21 protein-coding genes and 1 pseudogene are annotated in these 23,072 nt (G+C 48.8%); 10 read left to right on the top strand and 12 right to left on the bottom strand.

The features are described 5' to 3' along the window. Positions 1–13 precede the first annotated feature (13 nt). Positions 14–1,210, bottom strand: a complete 1,197-nt coding sequence (locus QMA13_RS27935) for a YheC/YheD family endospore coat-associated protein (protein WP_282936946.1) — start codon at positions 1,208–1,210, stop codon at positions 14–16. A gap of 88 nt (positions 1,211–1,298) precedes the next feature. Beyond that, complete coding sequence (locus QMA13_RS27930) at positions 1,299–2,666, bottom strand: YheC/YheD family endospore coat-associated protein (RefSeq protein ID WP_282936945.1); 1,368 nt, start codon at positions 2,664–2,666, stop codon at positions 1,299–1,301. Between the two features lie 520 nt (positions 2,667–3,186). On the opposite strand from QMA13_RS27930, the gene QMA13_RS27925 reads away from it, so the two are divergent. Beyond that, entirely contained in the window at positions 3,187–4,479 is a 1,293-nt protein-coding gene (locus QMA13_RS27925; protein ID WP_282936944.1) for a WD40/YVTN/BNR-like repeat-containing protein, read from the top strand. Between the two features lie 86 nt (positions 4,480–4,565). Here QMA13_RS27925 and def read toward each other — a convergent pair whose 3' ends face one another. The 5 genes from def to QMA13_RS27900 form a co-directional block, all read right to left on the bottom strand. Beyond that, positions 4,566–5,084 (bottom strand): peptide deformylase, encoded by a 519-nt coding sequence (gene def, locus QMA13_RS27920; RefSeq protein WP_282936943.1) that lies wholly within the window; start codon positions 5,082–5,084, stop codon positions 4,566–4,568. A gap of 3 nt (positions 5,085–5,087) precedes the next feature. Beyond that, positions 5,088–5,336, bottom strand: a complete 249-nt coding sequence (locus QMA13_RS27915) for a helix-turn-helix domain-containing protein (RefSeq protein ID WP_282936942.1) — start codon at positions 5,334–5,336, stop codon at positions 5,088–5,090. 169 nt (positions 5,337–5,505) lie between these two features. Further along, positions 5,506–6,699 (bottom strand): MFS transporter, encoded by a 1,194-nt coding sequence (locus tag QMA13_RS27910; RefSeq protein WP_282936941.1) that lies wholly within the window; start codon positions 6,697–6,699, stop codon positions 5,506–5,508. After that, entirely contained in the window at positions 6,696–7,514 is an 819-nt protein-coding gene (locus QMA13_RS27905; protein WP_282936940.1) for an HAD family hydrolase, read from the bottom strand. Before QMA13_RS27905 ends, QMA13_RS27910 begins: the two co-directional genes overlap by 4 nt. Continuing rightward, positions 7,511–8,287, bottom strand: a complete 777-nt coding sequence (locus tag QMA13_RS27900; protein ID WP_282936939.1) for a DeoR/GlpR family DNA-binding transcription regulator — start codon at positions 8,285–8,287, stop codon at positions 7,511–7,513. The genes QMA13_RS27905 and QMA13_RS27900 overlap by 4 nt, the downstream gene beginning before the upstream one ends. 229 nt (positions 8,288–8,516) lie before the next feature. Between QMA13_RS27900 and QMA13_RS27895 the strand changes: the two genes are divergently transcribed. Together QMA13_RS27895 and QMA13_RS27890 are read left to right on the top strand one after the other, a co-directional pair. Then, positions 8,517–9,611, top strand: coding sequence for an acyltransferase (locus QMA13_RS27895; RefSeq protein ID WP_282936938.1), 1,095 nt, complete (start codon positions 8,517–8,519; stop codon positions 9,609–9,611). Between the two features lie 146 nt (positions 9,612–9,757). Next, positions 9,758–10,036, top strand: a complete 279-nt coding sequence (locus tag QMA13_RS27890; RefSeq protein WP_282936937.1) for a hypothetical protein — start codon at positions 9,758–9,760, stop codon at positions 10,034–10,036. 57 nt (positions 10,037–10,093) lie between these two features. Here QMA13_RS27890 and QMA13_RS27885 read toward each other — a convergent pair whose 3' ends face one another. Beyond that, positions 10,094–10,843: an SDR family NAD(P)-dependent oxidoreductase gene (locus tag QMA13_RS27885; protein WP_282936936.1), complete on the bottom strand. Its 750-nt coding sequence runs from the start codon at positions 10,841–10,843 to the stop codon at positions 10,094–10,096. A 363-nt stretch (positions 10,844–11,206) separates the two neighbouring features. After that, positions 11,207–11,524 (bottom strand): acetyl-CoA acetyltransferase, encoded by a 318-nt coding sequence (locus QMA13_RS27880; protein ID WP_282936935.1) that lies wholly within the window; start codon positions 11,522–11,524, stop codon positions 11,207–11,209. Positions 11,525–11,681: 157 nt separating this feature from the next. Between QMA13_RS27880 and QMA13_RS27875 the strand changes: the two genes are divergently transcribed. Beyond that, positions 11,682–13,010, top strand: coding sequence for a DRTGG domain-containing protein (locus QMA13_RS27875; RefSeq protein WP_282943603.1), 1,329 nt, complete (start codon positions 11,682–11,684; stop codon positions 13,008–13,010). A 45-nt stretch (positions 13,011–13,055) separates the two neighbouring features. Here QMA13_RS27875 and QMA13_RS27870 read toward each other — a convergent pair whose 3' ends face one another. The 3 genes from QMA13_RS27870 to QMA13_RS27860 all read right to left on the bottom strand — a co-directional run bounded on the left by QMA13_RS27870 (position 13,056) and on the right by QMA13_RS27860 (position 14,298). Next, a complete protein-coding gene (locus QMA13_RS27870; RefSeq protein WP_282936934.1) occupies positions 13,056–13,343 on the bottom strand; it encodes a YtpI family protein in 288 nt (95 codons plus the stop codon). Positions 13,344–13,468: 125 nt separating this feature from the next. Next, positions 13,469–13,963, bottom strand: coding sequence for a sporulation membrane protein YtrI (locus QMA13_RS27865; protein WP_481858252.1), 495 nt, complete (start codon positions 13,961–13,963; stop codon positions 13,469–13,471). A 2-nt stretch (positions 13,964–13,965) separates the two neighbouring features. After that, positions 13,966–14,298, bottom strand: a complete 333-nt coding sequence (locus tag QMA13_RS27860; protein ID WP_282936932.1) for a YtrH family sporulation protein — start codon at positions 14,296–14,298, stop codon at positions 13,966–13,968. Positions 14,299–14,504: 206 nt separating this feature from the next. Here QMA13_RS27860 and QMA13_RS27855 point away from each other — a divergent pair, with 206 nt between their 5' ends. From QMA13_RS27855 to pyk, 6 genes and pseudogenes are all read left to right on the top strand, one after another. Further along, positions 14,505–18,179, top strand: coding sequence for a DNA polymerase III subunit alpha (locus QMA13_RS27855; RefSeq protein ID WP_282936931.1), 3,675 nt, complete (start codon positions 14,505–14,507; stop codon positions 18,177–18,179). 210 nt (positions 18,180–18,389) lie between these two features. Beyond that, positions 18,390–18,863 (top strand): annotated as a pseudogene (locus QMA13_RS27850) (phosphatidylglycerophosphatase A family protein); the annotation flags it as partial. A gap of 295 nt (positions 18,864–19,158) precedes the next feature. Next, a complete protein-coding gene (locus QMA13_RS27845; RefSeq protein ID WP_028548091.1) occupies positions 19,159–19,350 on the top strand; it encodes a hypothetical protein in 192 nt (63 codons plus the stop codon). Positions 19,351–19,397: 47 nt separating this feature from the next. Further along, the gene (accD, locus tag QMA13_RS27840; protein WP_282936930.1) at positions 19,398–20,321 is read left to right on the top strand and encodes an acetyl-CoA carboxylase, carboxyltransferase subunit beta; all 924 of its coding nucleotides are present in this window, start codon (positions 19,398–19,400) and stop codon (positions 20,319–20,321) included. Further along, positions 20,311–21,291, top strand: a complete 981-nt coding sequence (gene accA / locus QMA13_RS27835) for an acetyl-CoA carboxylase carboxyl transferase subunit alpha (RefSeq protein ID WP_282936929.1) — start codon at positions 20,311–20,313, stop codon at positions 21,289–21,291. The genes accD and accA overlap by 11 nt, the downstream gene beginning before the upstream one ends. After that, the gene (pyk, locus tag QMA13_RS27830; RefSeq protein WP_282936928.1) at positions 21,284–23,041 is read left to right on the top strand and encodes a pyruvate kinase; all 1,758 of its coding nucleotides are present in this window, start codon (positions 21,284–21,286) and stop codon (positions 23,039–23,041) included. Before accA ends, pyk begins: the two co-directional genes overlap by 8 nt. Positions 23,042–23,072 lie beyond the last annotated feature (31 nt).

Raw genomic sequence — 23,072 nt, 5'->3', positions numbered from 1 at the left:
CGTATACAGTGGCTTATGCTTCATCTGCAAGCAGTGAATTACCATTCGAACGTCTGGGGGATGACTGAACCGACTTCGCATTTTGCTTGGTTCCATCCTTAGACTCTTTGGCACGGTCATGACGCAGAAGGTATCGCGCGTATCGAATGGGATTAGCCAATGCGTTATTGCGCGCTTTCTTATCCTGTAAATAAGTAAATATAGAACGGCCCGGCTTGGAATTGACTTCCAGGAGCCATATATGGCCGGTAATATCGACTCCGAAGTCGATGCCAAGTTCAGCAAGCCGCCCGTGAGACTGTTCGAGCGCTTCTGGGATTTGCTTCGAGAGGCTTCTCAGCTCGCTCAAAATTTTATCGGACTGAACAGTCCCGAATTGAGCGGTGAGATAAGCTTTTGCAGGCTCGACGGTTCCCCCTCCGTGAAGATTGGAGGTCAGGCTGCCTTGCTGACCTTTGCGAACAGCCATCCCAGTCATCTGCCATTGACCGGAGCCGTCCTTCTGTACAAGAGAGCGAACGTCGTACGCCTCGCCTGAGCGTCCGTGCAGAGGTAAATACTGCTGCAGCAAATAGCTGCGCTGCCCCGTGAAGCGGCGCAGCCAGCGCATGAGCGATGCCGCGTCGGGGAAGCTGCGCGCCACGCGGCCGTTTCGTGCGTCGCGCCCGATCACGGCAAATGCCGCACCGGCGTTTGCCGTGTTCTCCGAGCCGCCATGCTTGCGCGCCTGCGAGGCCCTACGTCCAGCGGCCCTCCGCACGAGCAGTACACCGCAGCCCTGAGAGCCGGCCTGCGGCTTCAAGAGCACCTCGGAGCGGGCTTTTAGCCAGTCGGCTGCCGACCGCACACTGCGCATCTCTTCCGTCTGCGGCAAATGACTGCTGAAGCGTCCGTCCTTTTCCAGCATTTGCTGAACCTCCCATTTGCCCTTAAGGCCGTAGCCGAGGAACATAGGGGAGGGACGACTTCGTAAAATGCGAATGGCTTCACGATATGCTTCATATTGTTTGCGGTTCGTAAAGAAACAGCGGTCGTACACAACATCAGGCATCGCATAATCCTGGCAGATCCATCGGCGCGCCACGGAATCAAAAGCATAGCCGCTGATAGTATCGTCGGACCATCGGATGCCTTGAGGGGTGAACACGAACACGGTCAGTCCGGCTCGGCTGCCTATTAAGCATAGCTTCCGGTAAAAATCCCTGCTCAAAAAAGGGGGAGACCCTTCTGATTGCGTAGTCATGATGCCGAACAAGCGATTAGGTGACGGGGTCATCATGGAATCACCTCAACATCCGTCAAAATTTAGCTGCGTATCGGGAGTACTGAACGATCCTCTTTACGGAGGGGCGAACTTTACCCTCTGCCCATAAAGGGGTATTGTCTTCCTTCGAAGGTTTGGAATTGACCTCAAGAAGCCAGATTCTGCCTTGGATATCGACCGCGAGGTCGATACCCAACTCGGCGAAATGAGCGCTGATGTTCCTTTCGATTCCTTTGGCGATCCATAGAGCTGCATGCCTAAGCTTAGGGGCGACTCCTGCTGCAGCAGCGCAACCGGACTTCACCAGCGCTTCCTTCACGGTTGACAAACGACCTCCGCGGGCCAGATTGGAAACGAAATGTTGATGCCCGGCAATTCTGGCCACAATGGATGTGACTTCCCACTGTCCAAGCTCGTTACGCTGGACTAAGGCGCGAAAGTCGACGGGGCGCCCTTCGATCGCTATCAAATGAAGCCCCTGCTGAATTTGATAGCGCTGCTGCTTGATTTTGCCCGATAGGGCGGAGAATAAATGGGCAAGAGACTTGAACGTTTGTTTACGCGCTTCATTCAAATTAGTGAAATGACATACGTAGGAGAGGTCCTCTTGCTTCGTGATTCGCATTATTCCTTTTCCTAGGCTGCCTGTTATCGGCTTAAGGAAAATAACAGGATGCTTCGCGCACATCGATTTCAATATTTCATAATTTCGCAGCAGATGAGATTCAGGCAAATACGGTTGAAGATCGGTTTCTTTGTTCAGGGCATCGAACACCTCTGACTTGTTCAAGTACTTTTCATTAAACAGAGTGGCTTGATGCCGAGTTTTGGCATGACGAAAAAACTGCTGGACATTTGCGCGATTTTCCAGCTTTCGGGAAGTCAGACGGTTATAAATGACATGAGGCATCGGAAAGCTCCTTTGCTCCCATTTGTCCGTATAACGCCACCCTTGAACCGTTTGGCTGTGATCGCTAAGCTCATCCGGGGTAATAAAGCATATAGAGACACCGAGCAACCTGCTAGTTTCGTTTAACTCACGATAAAAGGCAGTTGTCGAACCGAATGGTTTTTCGGTGTTTCCGAAATGAACGCGACTGATCAATACGCCAATTAACGGCCCGATGTGAAGGGTTTGGTCAATGGTTTTGTATTGCAGGCATAGCGAATCGCCGTGTGACAGCCCCCATTGCCCGGCAATGGCTTCGTGGATTTGAAGGACATCGGCTATTGCCGTTGGAACGATCTTAACTTCATGTTTTGCCGAACCGAAGCACAGCGTAAGCGGAGTTCGTACAGGAATCTTCCATTTTTTTACCACGGTATCGCTTAACATGAGGGGATGATCGTCCAAAGGACTGCTGACACCAAGAGTCTGAATAGTGACCTTTGTTCTTTTCACTAAAGGCAGCTCCTTCCCGACGCCAGCTTGCAATAATATCAATGAACTACTTCATCATATGAGGGCGTTTTGCCCTTGGTGAAAAGAAACTGCACCGTTATGTTAAGAACAACGGGAACTTGTTTTCGTGAAACAGAAAGAAGAGAGGTAGATCGTCGATTGGACTGAGTACAAAATGAGAAAAAAATGACATAACAAGAAGGAACAAAGGGAAAAATGTAGAAATAAGTAAAATAGGTCTTAAGACATATGGAATAATGTGCATGTTTAATAATCCACGGTAAATACGAACACATTAAAGAAACAACAAAATGCAGCATCAGACTAATGGAAGCTCAGCTGAAACCATTTTTTGGCTTTTTTCGTCCATACTAAGTGAAGGCAATGCCTTCCACTGTCAGCATTTGATTTCGGAGGCTGCATAAACAGTTATGCAAGCCTTTCATCCGGCAATCGTGTGAAAGTTCCTTAGACGAACGTCTTCGTAGTTCGGACATTTGTAAGCAGAGGAGAGAACAGTATGAAGCGTACAAAAATTTCATGGTTGTTGATGATACTGGCTGTTATTCTGTTAGCCCTTGCGGCAGGCTGCGAGCATCAGCACGCGTCTGCGAATACAACCGGTAAACCTGCCGCTGCACCGACGGCTGATCCATCCTTGAATAAGGGAGATCAGGGATCCGAAGCGGCTTCGAACAATAATGCTTTAGCACCAAACACTCCGGCAAGCCAGACGCCAGATCCTTCCAAAGAAGCTCCGGCAGCGGAATCCAATGCTACGGAGACACCTGTAACCTCAATCAAATTCATTAGTTCCACGGAAGGGTGGGCTGGGGGGGATGGCGTAGTGCTGCATACTAAGGATGGAGGAGCTCATTGGGAGAAGCAGTACCAGGGTCCAGGCCAGATAGAAGCGTTCTCCTTCATCGATAACAGCAAAGGATGGGCTTATGTACGAACGGGTTCATCGGGAGAATCGGGCAGTACAAATAACAAAGTGCAAGGGCGTTTGCTTCAGACTACCAATGGGGGAGTATTGTGGACTGTTATTTCCCAATCGGCTCCTATAAGTAAAAGCATCCGCTTTATATCGGATCAGGAAGGCTTTAGCGGCAATCAGTACACATCGGACGGCGGCAAAACTTGGACGGCGCTGTCGGTTCCTGCGGATATGAAGGGAGAGCCGTTCTTTTTTTCCAAGAATCAGGGTTGGGCTGTGACGATGAAAGAGTCGAACTACCAGGTACAGCTCACTAAAGACGGCGGCAAAACATGGAAGCCCGTATGGACCCATTCGACGGTAAGCCAAGTGACGAATGCGGTCATCCGCTCAACCGAAGCCAATGACGTATGGGTTTTACTGGTAGGAGAAACCGGTATGAATCAGACTTCCTACACCCTGCTGCACAGCAAGGATGAAGGGAAGAATTGGAAGACGGTTGTTGCCAATTCTACCGCAGGAGGCGGACCAGCCCCAGGCTATAAGGTGGGCGAACAGCCAGGGCCCAAGGGACCTGGAACTAAGCCTGGACAGTTGAGTGCCGTAAGCTCCCAGGCGGCGTTCTTAATTGGCGAATGCGCTCCGTGTGGTGATAATGGGGCAGTGACGGTCGGATCGACGCAGGATGGCGGTACTTCTTGGGTGAATGGAAGCCAACAGCTTCCTGGATTGACAGCGAACGCATCGTTCCTGGACGGCAAGCAAGGCTGGATTGTAGTTGGCTCCTATAATCAACCCTCGAAGCTGTACCAAACCTTGGACGGAGGTAAAAAGTGGACTCAGGTGCAAACGTTCGGTAAGCCGAGTTCATAATCAGAACTATAAATAAAAATCACTGTGACTATGCAATGGATAGATTTTTTCCATCTGCATGAGCACAGTGATTTTTTAATTTAGGCTTATATATTTTGTCTCGATAAATGTAGGACGTCCAATAGGGGAACCTTTTTCTTGGTTCTGTCGTGATACAGCTCATTTCCTTTAATATGATCGATATAAAGTATTCCGTCGAGATGATCGATTTCATGCTGGATGCAGCGGGCGAGGTAATCTTCTCCCTCAAGCGTGATCGTTTCTCCGGCTCGGTTCATGGTCGTTATGCGGACATGTTGAGCCCTCTTGACGATACCGGTATGCTCGGGGAAAGATAGACACGCCTCAGGACCGATCTGTTCGCCGCTCATTTGTATTATTTCCGGGTTAATAAGCTCGATCAAGCCGTCGCCACAATCCATAACGATAACTCTTTTTAAAATGCCAATCTGAGGGGCGGCAAGTCCAGCTCTGCCTTCTTCGGCATACAGGGTGTCCGACATATCGTCAAGCAGTTTTAACAGCTTTGCGTTAAATTCCGTAACCCGTTTTGCCTTCTTGCGCAAAATAGGGTCCCCGAAGGGAACAATCATTTTCTCAGCCAACGTTTACTGACCTCCTTGAGCGATTGGTTTAGTCGGCGTATATTCCCACAAATCGTTCGGTGTACATTCGAGTACCGTACATAGTGCATCTAGTGTCTCTGCCTTCATCTGGCGTGGCTGACCTGTTAGCAGTGCGCTTATGGAAGGAGCGGACAGAGAATAGTTGGCCTTTTCCTTCAACAGGCGGGCCAACGCTGCTCCGCTCCATATGCCTCTGCTTGCCATGACCTGCCTTAACATCCAAACCAGCATAAAATATAGACCTCCTGTCCCATCATTGTGATTGAAAAAGTTAGTTATTATATTAAAATATTAAGTATTACCTAATGTTAAGAGTTGTTGGATAAAAAGTAAAGCCCAAAAAGCGCTATGCCTATACAATGATAGGAGCATAGCGCTGTTGGCAATTTTGGATGCATCATCATGAAGTGAATTCTACGGAGGGAACCGGCTTCATTCTTGAAATGATAGCCAGCATAGCAACCAGTATAATCCCGAGAATGACGAGGAACCAAAGGGTAAACGATACCGAAGCATGCTCCATAAAGCGTCCTGTTAACCAGGAAAAGGCCGCTCCACCGATTCCGCTAGCAGCAATGAGCTTGCTGGTGGTTTGTTCGGTACGTCCCGGGAATAAGGAATTACTGAATATAAGCGAAATGGAAAACAAGCCGGACATAAACAGTCCGATCAATAAGATCATAATGAAGGCTCCGACTAGTTGTTTCATTAATGCAAGACCGATTAGGACGAGCACTGTAGCGGCCGAGCACCAAAGCAAGTAGCGAATGTAGCCATATTTCTCTGCAAGGAGTCCGCAGACGAGTCTGCCGAGTACCATGGTTCCCCAAAAGAAGCTGACGCTGAGCGAGGCGACGGCGGCATTGACCTCCATCGATTCCAGCAGGATGGATGGCAGAAAGTTCACGATGCTCATCTCCAGTCCCACATAAATGAAGAACACGATAATGCAGCAAGCGAGCATAGTGAATGAAAGCTTGCTGCTGTACCTTATGCTGGCAGGTGCGGTTACAGGAGGGCTTTCTATGCTTTCGTCTGTATGGATGAGTTGGCGGTTCTTCGAGCTGTAGCGCCACCAGATGAAGGCAAGCAGCACGGCTAGGACGGAGGTGCCGAAGAAGGTGAACTCCCAGTGGCCATTGGCGATAAGCAAGCTGATGGCAACGGGCATAAGCAGCGCACCTGCTCCGAAAAATACTTCGAGCCGACTCATGGCTACAGCTTTCTTGTCTTGAATAGCGTCGATAATCAGTGCACCGACAGTTGACTCAATCATTCCTGATCCGAACCCGACCAATGGCAAGCATAACAGGACGACAGGCCAAGGAGGTAGTGTGCCTATAACCAAATAACCAACACAGATGAAATATAACGTAAAAGAGAGCATACGAATACGGCCAAACCGTTTGGACCACCAAGGCTGGGTAACAACCCCAAGTAAAAAGCCGAAAAATTGAGCGAAGATCAAGTTGCCTCCATCTGCATAGTCGCGTCCATAGTGCACCATAAGCTCGGGCAAAAGAGCGGCGGCAACAACGGATGTAAACCCGATCAGTAAATAAAAGCAGCAGCCGATCCAGACAAGCCTATTCATGCGCGTCCTTCTTTCCCGACGATGTTACCGTTTAAGGTCTGTAGAGCCCACTCGACCGCATCGGCAACGCCATTCGCAGTGTAGGCAGCTTTTGCCCTAAGATCGGGATGGCTGTTAGCCATAGCAAAGCTGTGCGGCGTTGTAGCAAACATAGACACATCATTGAAGGAATCGCCAATGCACAGTGTTTCCTCCGGCAAGATGCCGAGATGGTCCTGAAGAGCCTTTAAACCGGTTCCTTTGGAAATATGACGCGGCATCACATCCAGACAGTCTACATCGGCGACATAGGCGTCGATTTGATCTCCGTAAGCGGATAACAGCTGCTTTTGCAAAACAAGGAGCTTTTCAATATCCCCGAGATAAGTAATTTTGCTGCAAATCAACTCTTTCCCTAATGCTTCAACCGCATGAGGCATCACATGAACCGGAGCTAGCAAGTTGTCTTGAATATGCGCGTTGCGATCGTTAAGCTCTGTGAGCACGTAATGATCGGGGGCGCACATGACCGTAGCGAATGGCATCTCCAAAGTGGCAACCGCCAATTCCTTAATAAGATTTGTATCGAAAGTGTCTTGACGAATCAGTTTACGATCGGCCGTGTGAACGTAAGCCCCGTTCTGGGAGACGGAGTGAACCTCGAGCTCAAGCTCGTTCATGACATGACGAATCTCTGGGTACATCCGCCCGGAGGCGAAGCAAACAGAAATTCCACTCTCTAGTGCTTTGTATATCGCTTTACGATCTTTGTCGTGAATGTGATGCCCTTTTTGAAGCAGAGTTCCATCTAAATCGCTGACTATGAGTTTAATCATCGTTCGTCTCCTTTGGCAACAAGAATATCGATCTCGTGGCGCTGCAGTGCCTCTTTCATCTCCACAGTCGGTTCCTCGTCAGTAATTATAATATCGATGGTTTCGAGGCCGGAAATGCGATTAAACTGCCGCTTGCCGAACTTGGTATGATCTGCAAGCAGAATGACTTGATCCGCTCGGCGCATCATTTCTCTTACGAGAAAGCCTTCTTCCTCATAGGGATTGGTCAGGCCGTCAGGAGTAATGGCACAAGTACCTAACAACAGCTTGTGAACATGATAGTCTCCTAGCATCTCCATCGCTCGCGCGCCATAAATAAGCCGATGCTCCGGATGAAGCTTGCCGCCGAGCAGGTGAACATCGATGCCTTCCTTGCGATTTAAAATGTCGGCGATATCGATGGAATTGGTCACAACAACATGCCCGTGGGTATGAATGCTTTCGGCCGCATATTGAACGGTTGTCGATGCGTCCAACAAAAGGTAGTCGCCCTCGTGAATGAGGGAGGCGGCCATCCGTCCGATAGCTTTTTTCGATTCCGTGGTAGCCTCGTCTCGAAGTCGGTCACTGTAGTTAGCTACATGGTTCGAAAGCGTAGGAAGGATGGCGCCGCCCCGAGTACGCAAAATACTTCCCTGCTCCTCAAGCCGAATAATATCCCGTCGGGCGGTATCACGTGAAACGTCGAACAATTCGCAAATCGTTTCAATATTGATTCGCTGGTTCTGCTCCAAATGATTCAGAATCCCGATAAGTCTCTCTTCTTGGTACAAGTAGGTCAACTCCTTCCTGATTGAATGGATTATGATAAGTAGATTATAAGGCGATTTGCATGAAGTATGCAACATAAATAAGTGAATATAAGTAAAAATACGTAATTATAAGTTTTTGCAAAAAGCATTTGATAGCATCCCCTGAACATGTGATACAATGCAAAGGACAGGTTTATCTCTATAAACTCATAGATGCTATTTGACGAGAGATGGAAGGATTGGGTTTCATTTGGCTGTAAAAAAAGCAAAGTTATTAGAGCTGGATATCGTAAGGGCTTTTGCTATTTTGGCTGTATTGCTCATACACAACACTTCAGAAGCGACTGTTGAGCTTCCAGTTGGCAGCGTATCGCAAGCCGCATATCTAGGCATTAACAAGTTTAGCAATTTTGCTGTGCCGGTCTTTATTTTCATTAGCGGATTGGTTCTGTTTTATCGTTATGTCGACGACTGGAGCGGGAAGCAGGCAGTGACCTTTTATTTAAAGCGGGTCAAGCAGGTGCTGTTCCCTTATTTGATCTGGTCCGTGTTCTATTATCTGTACAATCAATGGATTTTCGATCGGTCTCAGCTGCACTTTGACGGGGCCGAGTTCTTGGATCTGCTGCCTTGGGCAGATGCTTCTTACCATCTGTACTTTATGATTATTATTGTGCAGTTTTATCTGCTCTTTCCTTTGCTCGTTTGGCTGTGCAGAGCGTCACAAGGCTTCCGCAAAAAACTGTTTCTTATCGGAATCGCCATTCAAGCCGCCTTCTACAGCTATGGTCATTGGATAGAACCTTTGCCCAATAGCGCGTCGCTCTGTGTAACCTATTTTAGTTTGTTTGCGTTGGGCGGTTATTTAGGGATGAACTATCAGACCTTCAGCGTGTGGATAAGCAAGCACATTATCTGGGTGCTGCCGCTGAGCATTCTCTTGGGTGTCAGCTTCATGGGCTTGTTCCTGCTTGAAGAGCTTATGAATATCACTTTGGATAACACCTGGTACGAAATTATTTTCAATACCTATCCAATGTTTGCGGGCATGAGCTTTATATGGATCGGCAAAAAACTGGTTCAGTATTGGCCGCTTTTGACCAAATGGCTGCTTTCGCTTGGAGCTGTTTCGTACGGAATTTATTTAATGCATCCTGCCGTATTGACTTATTGGCGTACACACGTACTTAACGATAGCGGCCCAATGATAAGTTATCATCTATATACATTGACTGGATTTGTTCTCAGTCTGGCTGTCCCATGGTTGCTCTCTTATGTTTATGGACAAACCATGAGGAAGCTGCGCCCGGCTCCCAAAAAAAAGCTTTCTCAAGGTACAGCTTAAGAAAACGCTTCAAAAAAAGCTCTTTATCCATTTAGGATAAAGAGCTTTTTTTGAAGCGTGAGCTTGTCCGACCCCCGGAGTGCTATTTTTACAGGCTGCTTCATACAATGTATCGTACAAGTTGTAATGAATGGAGGGAGCTGCACTTGAAGGGAACGAAAAATATCGTGTTGATGGGCTTGGCGCTAGGCATGCTGTTCTACGCAGTACCGCGACTGGATCTGAGCTCTGAAGCTGTACTGCCGACCGTGTTCAGCCTTGCGTGGATTGCCCTAGCCCTGCTGATCATCGCTGCGCATTTGCATGAGCTGCTCGGGGTGGATGAAGAAGCCAGAGAAGAGATGGATAAAATCAAGCGGATGAAAAAGTGGCAGCTGGAGCAAATGGTGCAAGGAAAGCGCAAAATGCTGCAGTTCAAAAAATAAACGCCCCATGTTGAAAAACCCGACCGCACTGCGGTCGGGTTTCTTGCTGTCTACAGCTTATTTGAATGAAGCGTAGCCTTGATCCACCATAACGACACTGCCGTTGATCGCTTCCGCCTCATCCAACGAGATCAGATAGACGGAGTTGGCTACCGTTTCCGGCTTCGTTAGCTCTCCTCCCATTACTTTGGCACGCATGCTATCCAGCATGCCTCTATCCTTAAAGCCTTGAATAATCGGAGTATCTACTGCGCCCGGAGCCACTGCGACCACACGAATGCCATAAGGTGCTAGCTCCAGCGCGGCTGATTTACTCATCATAATGACAGCCCCCTTCGTTGCGTGATAGGCGAATGTGCCAGGAGAGGCCAGAAATCCGAATACGGATGCCGTATTAATAATGACTCCGCGAATTCCAAGCTCTTTCATTTTTTTGCCTGCTGCAATGATGCCATAGGCAACCCCGTGTTGGTTAATACTGATCGTTCGGTGATACAGATCCATGTTCTGCTCCAGAACAGGACCCGCGCCGCCGATTCCGGCGTTATTGAACATCACATCGACACGGCCGTATTGCTTCACCGTCTCATCGAGCAAAGCTTCAACCTCATCCTGCTTGGAGACGTCGACTTTGACGAAAATCGCTTCGCCCCCTGCTTGGGTTATGAGCTCAACCGTCTCCAGTCCGCCTTTATCGTTGTAATCGGCTACGACTACGCGGTCACCCTTGCTGGCGAATTTCAAGCATGCTTCACGTCCGATTCCGCTGGCTCCGCCGGTTATAACTGCAACTCTCTTTGCGCTCATATGAATCCCTCCAGATGATGCGATATGAAGGAGACATCACTAATATTCCTTCGTCGCTAATGTTGTGTTTCGATCTACAACGATTGTACTCCTGGGCTCGGAGTAAGTATATTTAAAGTTAATTATATGTAACTTAAGTATTACTTAACCTCAGTTTAGTCGTGACAATACCGATTTTTAGGTAAATGCTAATGTGAATAGGCCCTAGCTTGTACAGGTTATTTTTTACGGAGAGCCTGCTTGTTATACTAAAACACGCTGGATCTGCCCGTTGTCATTCTTTATTAGGAGAATCAGAGGATCTGCCAGCTGCAAAAAAACCGGCCGCAAGGGGCCGGACAGGCTATCTCAACAAAATACCAATCAAAGTAGCGAAATAACAAGCAGTTCATACAGCACAAGCGGCAAAACCACGTTGTTGAAACCACCGCCTCCAAAGTACGGATTGAAAAATCCGCGAACATGGGTCGGCATCATTTGCAGGTACAAATGGAAACCGTCGGTATCTACGATGACACCATCATAGGTGTGACCGTGAATGGTTTGCACTCGAACGGGTCTCTGTAAGTACTGATTGCACAAACCATGAATATGTTCTTTAGTGCTTTGCATTGTTTGTACGACCGACGGGTCCATTTGAAACACAGTTTGCATTTGGGTGACCTCAGGCTGGTTATACATGGGTGGCACCTCCATTCAGTATACGATATCCTATGCATTTGCCTAGATTGAGGTTCTTGCCTATATGGGCTTTTTTTTGAGCGGAGGAAAGAATATAATAGAATTAGTACAGATGAGTACAGAATAGTAAGAACGAGGTGTAACAGTTGTGGATCACATATTACAGGAAACAGCGACGAAGCATGAACAAATCTTAAAATATATTGAAAGCTTGAAGATAGGCACCAAAATATCGGTGCGCAAAATCGCGGAGAAGATGGAAGTAAGCGAAGGGACGGCTTATCGCGCCATTAAAGAAGCGGATAATTTGGGATTGGTAAGCACCAAAGAGCGTGTAGGCACAGTACGGGTTGAAAAGAAGCTGCGCGATAATATTGACAAGCTGACGTTCGGCGAAGTGGTGAATATGGTAGACGGCGAGGTGCTCGGAGGGATCGGCGGGTTGCATAAGACGCTGAATAAATTCGTGATCGGTGCGATGCAGCAGGATGCAATGATGCGTTATATCGATGCGGGCAGTTTGTTGATTGTGGGGAACCGCAGCAAGGCTCATACCTGTGCGCTGGAGCAAGGAGCGGGAGTGCTTATAACCGGGGGCTTCACAACTTCTGAAGAAGTGAGAAAGCTTGCGGATCAGCTGGAACTGCCGATTATTTCTAGCAGCTATGATACATTTACGGTGGCTTCGATGATTAACCGGGCGATTTATGACCGACTTATTAAGAAGAAAATATTACTCATCGAAGATATTGTGCCTGCCCATATGCAGGTTTTCGTGATGAAAAGCCACCATACGCTGAAGGATTGGCAGCAGCTGCACGAACAAACAGGACATGGACGCTTTCCGGTAGTGGATGAATGGAACCGAGTCATAGGGATGATTACCTCAAGAGACTTAATAGGTGCAGAGCCGGAGCAGACCATCGACAAGCTGATGACACGAAATCCGTTGACGGCGAGCCCGAATACTTCAGTAGCTTCGGCAGCCCATTTGATGGTGTGGGAAGGGATCGACCTGCTGCCTGTCGTTGATGCGAACCGGAAACCACTCGCCGTTATCAGCCGCAAAGATGTGCTTAAAGCGATGCAGCATATTCAGCGTCAGCCGCAGAACGGTCAAACGTTCGAGGATTTGATCTGGTCGGGCTTTAATGAGGAACGGACCAAAGAAGGGCAGCTATCGTTCCGTGGCGTCATTACCCCGCAGATGATTAATCAGCTCGGTACCGTGTCCGAAGGGGTACTTACCATCCTAGTCATTCAAGCGGCTTATCATGTGGTCCAAGATATCAAAAAGGGCGACCTGGTTATGGACAACATGTCCTCCTATTTCGTCAAACCCGTACAAATCGAAAGCGAAATTCATATACTGCCAAAGGTTATTGAGGTCAGCCGAAAATTTGGCAAAATTGAGGTGGAGATATTCCATTCGCAGACATTGGTCGCCAAAGCGATGCTCACCACCCAATTCCTAGACCAGTTGTAAAACCTAGCTGAGCTTGCAAAATGCGGCGTTAAAAATCTTCTGTGGCTATCGTCTGCTGAAAATACTATGATTGCGCAGGCCTGCGAAAAGATTGAACATGCCGAGCAAGAAGCAGATAATACCGAATACACGCCGTGTATTCGAATCGGTGAAGAAGAAGAGCTGCGAAATCGCAATGACGATAAGCATCAGACCCATGGCAATGTTCATCCGGGAAGCATAAATTCCGCGAAGCTTGGGGTCCTGACTTCTTCTAGAGCGAAAGCTGTAGAACACCGAAATAATTAGAGTAATAACGATTAATACAGGCAATATCATTTGAGTTATTTCCATTGCTAAGGGCACATCCTTTTAATCAAGTCGTACAAACCTCTACTAACTTTACCGATTTTCAGATGGAAAAGCAATGAAATGGGGAAGAGAAGCTCTGTCTTCCCCCTCATAGTGCGCTTGTATCTTTACATAGTCGTGCGTTTGAAGTCTTCGGCAATGACCCATACCTTAAGTTCGTTTTGAATCAGCAGTATGGTTTTCGTGTTGACGATGTAATCCTTGTCGAGAATACCACGGTACGTTTTTTTGGAGATAAGATTTTGATAAATATGAGGGGATTCCGCTATGACAGATACTTTTTGTCCCTTAACCACGGCTAGGTCATTCCGTACACGCTTTTCAATTTCCTGCTCTGTCACCTTGTCCAACGGATCTTGAGGGCTCGACTCCACAATAACATCAATTTGATTGATTGTGCTTTGTTGATTTCTAGTTTTTTTGAACGTATTGTTGTCCTGCTGCAGCTTGTCGTTTTGAGCGATGAGCTCGCGGTTCTGAATCAAAAGCGTGTTAAGCTGATGATGGTAAATGCTTAGGAACAAGGCGCTGCCGATGATGATGCCCGAGATGAGGAGCCCGGCTGATTGCAGCAGCCCTGTATACCGTTCGAACGGAGGCACTCTCAATTAGAGCCGCCTCCTTTGCAGATCCACTGAATAAGGGAGGTTCCCGCTTGGGCTCCGATAAAGGCAAAGACGATCAGCAGTATTTGCTTGATCGCAGGGGAAATATAGCCACCGACCAGATTGCTTTCTATGACCCGGAGCGGGTCAATCGTTCCCCCAACAGCAGCAACAAGCGCCCAGATTTTGATTTGCTCGGAAATGTGAAGCATCTTTAACGTTGGGGGCTCCATCATGAGCACGGCGGCAATTCCCCCCAGCATCGAACCACCTAGAACGACTCCAAAGGCAACAAAGAAATCCAGAACGCATTTCGTCAAAAAGCTAACCACTCCGATTCCTCCTCATCCCGTCCATCCGATCGAATAAGCCTTACTTGTCTAATCTATGGTACAAGTGTTCGCATTATGATAAAATAAAGAGAAATTTTACTAAGCTATTTAAAAAAGCAGCAACCGGTCTCTCAAAAAACAGATGCAGCAGCACAACGTGCATCATTTTGAGGTTGACGATACAGGAATAAAGGGAGGCGGCGCAGGTGAGTGATTTTGTCCATCTGCATGTACACAGCGAATACAGCCTGTTGGATGGCGCGGCGCGCATCGACGATCTGGTCGGTCAAGCAGCCCGGCTCGGTATGAAAGCGTTGGCGTTAACCGATCATGGGGTGATGTACGGCGCCATACCTTTCTATAAAGCTTGCAAGCAGCATGGGATCAAGCCGATTCTAGGCTGCGAGGTTTACTATACGGCAGGCTCCATTAAGGATAAAGGAACGCGGCAGGAGCAGCCGATTTATCATTTGATTCTGCTTGCGAAGAACGAAACCGGGTACCGGAATTTGATGAAGCTATGCTCGATCGGTCATTTGGAAGGATACCACTATAAGCCCAGAATCGATCCAAAGCATTTGGCTCAATATTCAGAAGGGCTTATATGCACCAGCTCGTGCCTAGGCAGTGAGGTTTCGCAGCATTTGCTGCATGAACGCTATGAAGAAGCGATGCTGGCGGCGAATCGGTATCGTGATATTTTCGGCGATGACTTCTTTCTGGAGCTTCAGGATCATGGGCTGCTGGAGCAAAAGAAAGTGATGCAAAGCATGCTGAAATTAAGCAAGGATACGGGGATACCGCTTATTGCGACGAATGATGTGCATTACGTTAGAGAAGAGGATGCACAGGTTCAGGATATATTGATTTGCATTGGTACGGGCAAGACGGTAGATGATCCGGAACGTCTGAAGTTCCCGTCCACGCAGCTGTATCTAAAAAGCGACGAAGAGATGAAGCGCCTGTTCCCTCATGTGCCCCAAGCGATCGAAAATACTCGGATCGTGGCGGACCGCTGCAATCTGGAGCTCGAATTCGGCCGCTCGATTTTGCCGCAATTCGAGCCTTTGCCTGATAATGCGACAGCAGGAAGCCATCTTGCCGACTTATGTCGGAAGGGGCTTGAGGAGAGGTATGCCCATCTTCCGCAATGGAGTGAGGACAGCTACCGCAGCGAATTGGAAGGGCGTCTTGCTTATGAATTGTCCGTTATAGAGCGTATGGGCTTCTCCGATTACTTTCTGATCGTGTGGGATTTTATTCGGTATGCTCATGAGCATGGAATTATCACGGGGCCGGGCAGGGGCTCTTCCGCAGGAAGTCTGGTAGCGTATGTGCTGAAAATAACGGATGTGGATCCAATACGGTATCATCTGCTGTTCGAACGCTTTCTCAATCCAGAGCGGGTTACGATGCCCGATATCGATATTGACTTCAGTGACTTACGGCGGGATGAGGTTATTGACTATGTAGTGGACAAGTACGGCAATGACCGCGTAGCGCAGATCATTACGTTTGGTACGATGGCTGCCAAGGCAGCCGTTCGCGACGTAGGCCGCGTGCTGAACATCCCTTACAACGAAGTGGACCGAGCAGCCAAGATGATCCCGCATCAGCTTGGGATGACGCTAGCGGAAGCCATTGAAGCTAACCCGGAGCTGAAGGCGCTCGCCGCCAAGCAGCCGAAGACAGCCGAGCTACTGCAGTTGGCGATGCGGGTCGAGGGCATGCCGCGCCATGCTTCCACGCATGCCGCAGGCGTCGTCATCTCGCGCGAGCCATTGACACAGTATGTTCCGCTGCAGGAAGGTAATGAGCAAACGGCTCTCACCCAATATTCGATGGAGCATTTGGAATCCATCGGATTGCTGAAAATGGATTTTCTCGGACTTAGAACATTATCCATTATTGAACGGACACTGCAATGGATTAAGGAGCAGACGGGAGTCGATATTGATTTCCACAAGGTTCCGATGAACGACCCGACAACGTACGAGCTGTTGAGCCGCGGCGATACGACGGGAGTATTCCAGCTGGAGTCCCCGGGTGTGCGCAGGGTGCTTAAGGATATGCGCCCGACTGAATTCGAGGACATCATATCGGTGGTGGCGCTGTACAGGCCGGGTCCTATGGAATTCATTCCTCGCTACATCCAGTGCAAGCACGGACTGCATGAGGTGGAATACCCTCATCCGACGCTGGAGCCCATCCTTAGCGACACGTATGGGATTATCGTGTATCAGGAGCAAATCATGCAGATTGCCTCAAAAATGGCGGGCTTCAGTCTTGGTGAAGCGGATTTGCTGAGGCGAGCGGTCAGCAAGAAGAAGAGGGAAGTGCTGGACGAGGAGCGGGCTCACTTCGTCAGAGGCAGTGAATCGCAAGGATTCACCGAGGCGGAAGCGAACAAGGTGTACGACATGATTGTCCGTTTCGCCGATTACGGCTTCCCTCGCGCGCATGCTACGGCTTATGGTGTGTTGGCTTTTCAGACGGCTTACTTGAAAGCCCATTATCCTATACAGTTTATGGCGTCTATGTTGACGGCCGTAATGGGTAGTCACAACAAGGTGGCAGAATACGTCGATGAATGTCGTCGTATGGGAATCCCTGTACTGCCGCCCGACGTGAACGAGAGCGGTGTCGTGTTCACGCCCGTCAAGGCTTCCGGGTCTTCGCAGTATGCTGCTGAGGATGCCGGTTCAGCCGTGCCTGATGCCGGAGGGAGAACAGCAGCCATTCGCTTCGGCCTCGCCGCAGTCAAGAATGTCGGCACGCAGGCTATCGAATCGATCATGCAGGAGCGCCACAAGGATGGCGGCGCTTACGAAAGCTTGATCGACCTATGCCGCCGAGTGGATCTGCGCGTGTGCAACAAGCGGGTAATGGAGTCACTCATCCAGAGCGGCGCGACGGATACTTTGCCGGGCCATCGAGCACAGCAGCTTGCCATGCTGGAGGAAACGATGGAAGCCGCGGTCAAATGGCGTAAGGAGCGCGACGATCTACAGCTGCATTTGTTCGGATTTGTCGAAGAAGTCAACTGGGAAGTCGAATATCCGGACATTCGTCCGTTCACGATGACGCAGCAGCTGGATCTGGAGAAAGAGCTGCTCGGGTTGTACATATCCGGAAGCCCTATGGATGATTACGAGGGAGTGCTTCGTGAGCTGGATCACGATCCGCTGCATTTTCTTCAGGAAATGCCTGACCATAGTGAAGTCATTGTGGCTGGAATGGTGCTTTCGAGCAAGACGATCGTCACCAAGAAAGGCCAGGCCATGGCGTTCATGGAGCTGGAGGATCGCGTAGCCAAGGTAGAGGTAGTCCTCTTCCCTGAGGCGTGGAAGCAGTTTGCTCCTTTGGTTCAGAAGGGCAAGCCAGTGCTGGTCAGGGCGAAGCTTCAGCAGGGCGATGAGGACGTCAAGCTGCTGGCGGACCAGCTGTTGGCGCTGAGCGATCCGGACCTGCGGCTAAAAGCGGTGCGACGTCCCGCTCAGCACCCGGCCTCTAGGAGCGTGCAGCAGCAGTCTCCTCCTGCATCTAGAAGCCGCCCTGCGGCAGCCACAGGACCCGCTGCTGCTGTCAAGCGGCCTCAGGTGCAGGATGCTTCTGTACCGAGGCAGCAGCCTGCAAGCGAGCGAGCGGTGCGCACTCAGCGCGTCTACGTCAAAATAGCTGCGGATTACGAGCAGCCGCAGGTACTTACCCGGCTCAAAGAGCTGCTCCTTCAACATGAAGGGCCGCTGTCCGTCATTTTATATTACGAGAAGAGCCAAAAAACGATCAGCCTGAGCGACCAGTTTAAGGTGAAGCCTTCTCCTAAGCTGTTTCAAGCCATGGAAGAGCTGCTCGGTAAAGATACGGTAAAAGTGAAATAATCGGCGTCTCCTCCGCATACATTTAGTAACCCGGGTTGTCTTTCGGCTTGGCCGATGGACACGAAAGCGTGAACGGGTATCATCCTAATGCCCCCCGGAATCACGCTATGGAATACGTTCGCTATCCTTATAGCTTGTCCCATGCATCGGACAGGACAGTAGAACGGGTTCCCCTTGGTTATTAGCTGGCTATGGAGGAGGCGTTGTTTCATGTCACATCAGCACATTGTAGAATGGTTAAAAAATCGGGGTGTTACGATCGATAAGATCGCCGATATCGTTTTGAAGCTGCAGCTTCCTTACAACGCTCAATTGAAAAAAGAAGATTGTGTCGAAAGTGTTTTGGCTATTTTGAAAAAACGCGAGGTTCAATATACTTTATATACCGGAATCGCCTTGGATGAATTAGCGGAAAAGAAACTGCTTCCCGAGCCGCTTCAATCCATTATGGAGCGGGACGAATCCCTCTTTGGCGTCGACGAGACGCTCGCGCTTGGAATCGTCCACGTCTATGGGATGATCGGCCTGACGAGCTTCGGCTATTTGGATAAAGAGAAGCTGGGCATCATTCGCGAGCTTAATGATCACGCTACTGGCATCCACGTTTTTCTGGATGATCTGGTTGCTGGACTTGCGGCAGCGGCTTCTGCGCGTATTGCCCATCGTCATCAGGATGAGCTGGACCATTCGTCCGCTCTGACCGCATCTGCGGCTCCTGCGAACGAACTACAAGCTCAAGATATTTCAGCTTCAGCGGATGCTTCGGATGCGACCGACGGTCCCGGTTCTGGCCCTTAATCTTTTGAATCGTACAGGTTTACACAACCGCCCCCGAACAGGATGCAAGCACTGGATATATTCAATCTGCTACTTTTTCCGCCACTTTATAAAAACGTTAGCGAACGTGGCCAACCCTTTCTTGCGGGAAAAAGAGAAGATATGATATCATTAGTGCATTATGTTCGGGAGGTCTTTTTTCATGTGGACCGTTATTTATATAGCTCCTACAGCAAAAATTGCAGATAGAATAAAGCAGAAACTGACGGAAGAGGGCTTTCTTGTTCAGGTACGGGCCATAAACATGACGAAAAATCAGTTTGAAATTCTAGTCCCGGAAGGTGAACTTGAAGAGGTTCAAGATGTGCTGAATTCCATATTGCATAGGTCTTAAGAACCGAATGGATCACATTTGAACTCTACCGCAAGCGAGGTGTAATCGTGTCATTTATAGATTTGTTTCAGAAGAAGAGAAAGTATGCTACTATTCCAAGCGCGGATAGGTCTGTCACACGAGCAGGTGACGGCGGTGAGCTTTTGCCGGAAGACAAGCCTAAACGGGAGATTCCCGAAGGCTTAATGAACAAATGTCCGAAATGCGCTGCGATTCAATTTACAAAAGAATTGGACAAAAACTTGAAGGTATGTACTTCCTGTGGGTATCACTTCAAATTAAGTGCGGTCGAACGCATTCAGATGGTCATGGATGAAGGCCGCTTTTTTGAATATGACGCTGAGATGAGTTCGGAGGATCCGCTCGAATTTCCGGATTATGTCGGCAAGTATCGTAAAGCTGTCGATGCGACGGGCATGAACGATGCAGTCATTACTGGCGAAGGAACGATTGGCGGTTTTCCTGTCGTTGTGGCTGTCATGAGCTTTGATTTTATGGGAGGCTCGTTGGGCTCGGTCGTTGGTGAGAAAATTACGAACGCTATTGAGCATGCGATGCAAAAGCAATATCCTTTGATTATCTTCTCTACATCGGGCGGAGCTCGTATGCAGGAGAGCATTCTCAGTCTGATGCAGATGGCTAAGACGAGCGCAGCTTTGGCTCAATTTAATGAGCAAGGCGGGCTTTATGTCTCTGTCATTACTGACCCTACCTTCGGAGGGGTTTCTGCCAGCTTTGCCATGCTTGGGGATTATATTATTTCTGAGCCGGGCGCCGCTTTTGGTTTTACCGGTAAACGCGTTATTGAGCAGACGATTCGTCAAAAGCTTCCCGATAATTTCCAAACGGCGGAGTTCAACTTGAGTCATGGACAGGTGGACATGGTAGTCATGCGCAAAGAAATGAAAAATACGCTGACCCGATTACTGGATCTGCATGTGGTAAAGGGGGATTTGGCAAATGGCCGGTGAATTGCCCTTTGAGCAGAAGCTTCTTGATATAAAAGCCAAGATTGAAGATCTGCGCAAGTTCGGTGCGGAAAAGCAAATTGATTTCTCTGATGAGATCGCCAGTTTGGAGCAGCGATACGAGCAGGAAGCTGAGAAGGTATACAGCAACCTGACGACGGCGGAGATAGTTCAGCTTGCGCGTCATGCGCAAAGACCGACAACACTGGATTATATCCAACTTATTTTCACTGACTTTATGGAGCTGCATGGCGATCGTCACTATGGTGACGATTTGGCGATTGTAGGGGGACTCGCTCGTTTGGACGGCATTCCTGTTACAGTTGTTGGCCATCAGAAGGGTAAAGATACGAAGGACAACATCGCCCGTCATTTCGGGATGCCTCATCCGGAAGGTTTTCGTAAGGGATTGCGTTTGATGCAGCAGGCTAACAAGTTCAAACGCCCTATTATTACGTTTATCGATACCCCAGGGGCTTATCCAGGGGGCGCTGCGGAAGAACGCGGACAGAGTGAAGCGATCGCTAGAAACTTGATGGAGATGGCTTCCTTCGGTGTGCCGATTCTTTGCGTAGTTGTTGGAGAAGGCGGGAGCGGCGGTGCGCTTGCATTAGGAGTAGGCAACCGCGTATTTATGCTTGAAAATGCCATCTATTCCGTAAGCACGCCGGAAGCGGCGTCGTCGATTTTGTATAAAGATGCGTCCAAAGCAGGAGAAACGGCCGCTTCTATGAAAATTACGGCCAATCATATTCATGCTCTCGGCGTCGTAGATGGAGTGATTCCTGAACCACGCGGCGGAGCACATCGTGATTTGAACCGTCAGGCTGAGGTCATTAAAGAAACTTTAACAAAGCATTTGAAGGAATTAATGCAGCTTTCAGAGAAGGAATTAATCGAAGACCGTTATCAGAAATTCAGAAAAATCGGTAGGTTTACTTACATTCAGGAGGGTAATCACAATCATGCGTAAAACCAAAATTGTATGTACAATCGGGCCGGTGAGCGAATCGCTTGACATGTTCAAGAAACTCATCAATGCGGGAATGAACGTCTGCAGACTTAACTTCTCGCACGGCGATTTCGAAGAGCACGGCAACCGGATTCGCAACGTTCGCCAAGCTTGTCAGGAGCTTGGTAAAAATGTGGCGATTCTACTCGACACCAAAGGTCCGGAAATTCGTACGGGCAAACTGAAAGATGATCAAAAGGTTGAATTGATTCAGGACAACTTCATTACGTTGACAACGGAAGAAGTGCTTGGCGATGCAGACCGTATCCATATTACCTATAAAGATTTGCCTAAAGACGTTAAAATCGGTTCAACGATTCTAATCGATGACGGTCTTATCGGCTTGGAAGTCGTAGACTTGACGAATAAAGAAATTAAGTGCCGCATCGTTAACGGCGGATTGTTGGGCGGTAAAAAAGGCGTCAACGTTCCTGGTGTAAAAATCAACTTGCCAGGTATCACAGAGAAAGACGCTAACGATATTATTTTCGGTATCGAGCAGGGAGTAGACTTCATCGCTGCTTCGTTCGTGCGCAAAGCAAGTGACGTCATCGAAATTCGCGAAATTTTGGAGCGCCATAATGCAACGCATATTCAAATCATCTCCAAAATTGAGAACCAGGAAGGCGTAGAAAACCTGGATGAGATTCTTGAAGTATCCGACGGTTTGATGGTTGCGCGCGGCGATCTTGGTGTAGAAATCCCTGCTGAAGATGTTCCTATCGTGCAAAAAGCAATGATCAAAAAATGTAACCAAGCGGGTAAACCGGTTATTACCGCTACGATGATGCTGGATTCCATGCAGCGTAATCCGCGTCCGACTCGTGCGGAAGCAAGTGACGTAGCCAATGCTATTTTCGACGGTACCGACGCGGTTATGCTGTCCGGTGAAACGGCTGCAGGGAAATACCCGATTGAATCCGTACAGACGATGGCCAAAATTGCCGAGCGTGCTGAAACTGCATTAGAGCACCGTGAAATCTTTATTCGTCAAAGCAATGCACAGCAAAGAACGGTTACCGAATCGATCAGCCAAGCAGTGGCTAACTCTGCAATGGATCTTGATGCTCGTGCCATCTTGACAGCTACAGAAAGCGGATATACGGCGCGTATGGTATCCAAATACCGTCCTAAATCTCCGATTATCGCTGTGACACCAAATGAGCAAGTGCTTCGCCGCTTGTCGCTTGTTTGGGGTGTTGTTCCGATCAAGGGTGAAATGTGTGAAACGACGGACGAGCTGTTCGAGCTTGCAGTGGACAGCAGCGTAAAAGCCGGTCTTGTTAGCTTGGGCGATACGGTTGTCATTACTGCCGGTGTACCGGTAGGCCGTTCGGGAACCACGAACCTGATCAAAGTACATCAAATCGGTGAAATGATTGCCAAGGGACAAGGTATTGGAACACAAATCGCTACGGGTAAAGTCGTTACGGCCCGTACTCCAGAAGAAGCGAACGCGAAGGCTGTAGAAGGCTGCATTCTCGTTACGCTTACTACGGACAAAGAATATATGCCAGCTTTCGAGAAAGCTGCTGCAATCATTACGGAAACTGGCGGTATTACTTCCCATGCGGCGGTTGTCGGTATCAGCTTGAGCAAACCGGTTATCGTTGGCGTGGATGGCGCTTTGGGATTGATCAAGGACGGCGCAGAGGTATCGATTTATCCGGAAGTGGGCGTTATTTATTCCGGTCGTGCCCGCGTATTGTAATATAAAGAGGCTTGTTAGTCTCACCCCAAGA

This window comes from Paenibacillus sp. RC67 (assembly GCF_030020805.1).
In the GTDB taxonomy this organism is placed as follows: domain Bacteria; phylum Bacillota; class Bacilli; order Paenibacillales; family NBRC-103111; genus Paenibacillus_S.
Note: the sequence above shows the minus strand (reverse complement) of the source record. Positions and strands in the feature narration are given on the sequence as shown.

What these genes read in the sequence shown, in the direction of transcription:
- QMA13_RS27925 (WP_282936944.1), top strand. Translation starts at nt 3,187, where the DNA reads ATGAAGCGTACAAAAATTTCATGGTTGTTGATGATACTGGCTGTTATT.
- QMA13_RS27915 (WP_282936942.1), bottom strand. Translation starts at nt 5,336, where the DNA reads ATGCTGGTTTGGATGTTAAGGCAGGTCATGGCAAGCAGAGGCATATGG.
- QMA13_RS27910 (WP_282936941.1), bottom strand. Translation starts at nt 6,699, where the DNA reads ATGAATAGGCTTGTCTGGATCGGCTGCTGCTTTTATTTACTGATCGGG.
- QMA13_RS27905 (WP_282936940.1), bottom strand. Translation starts at nt 7,514, where the DNA reads ATGATTAAACTCATAGTCAGCGATTTAGATGGAACTCTGCTTCAAAAA.
- QMA13_RS27885 (WP_282936936.1), bottom strand. Translation starts at nt 10,843, where the DNA reads ATGAGCGCAAAGAGAGTTGCAGTTATAACCGGCGGAGCCAGCGGAATC.
- QMA13_RS27880 (WP_282936935.1), bottom strand. Translation starts at nt 11,524, where the DNA reads ATGTATAACCAGCCTGAGGTCACCCAAATGCAAACTGTGTTTCAAATG.
- QMA13_RS27870 (WP_282936934.1), bottom strand. Translation starts at nt 13,343, where the DNA reads ATGGAAATAACTCAAATGATATTGCCTGTATTAATCGTTATTACTCTA.
- QMA13_RS27845 (WP_028548091.1), top strand. Translation starts at nt 19,159, where the DNA reads ATGTGGACCGTTATTTATATAGCTCCTACAGCAAAAATTGCAGATAGA.
- accA (WP_282936929.1), top strand. Translation starts at nt 20,311, where the DNA reads ATGGCCGGTGAATTGCCCTTTGAGCAGAAGCTTCTTGATATAAAAGCC.
- pyk (WP_282936928.1), top strand. Translation starts at nt 21,284, where the DNA reads ATGCGTAAAACCAAAATTGTATGTACAATCGGGCCGGTGAGCGAATCG.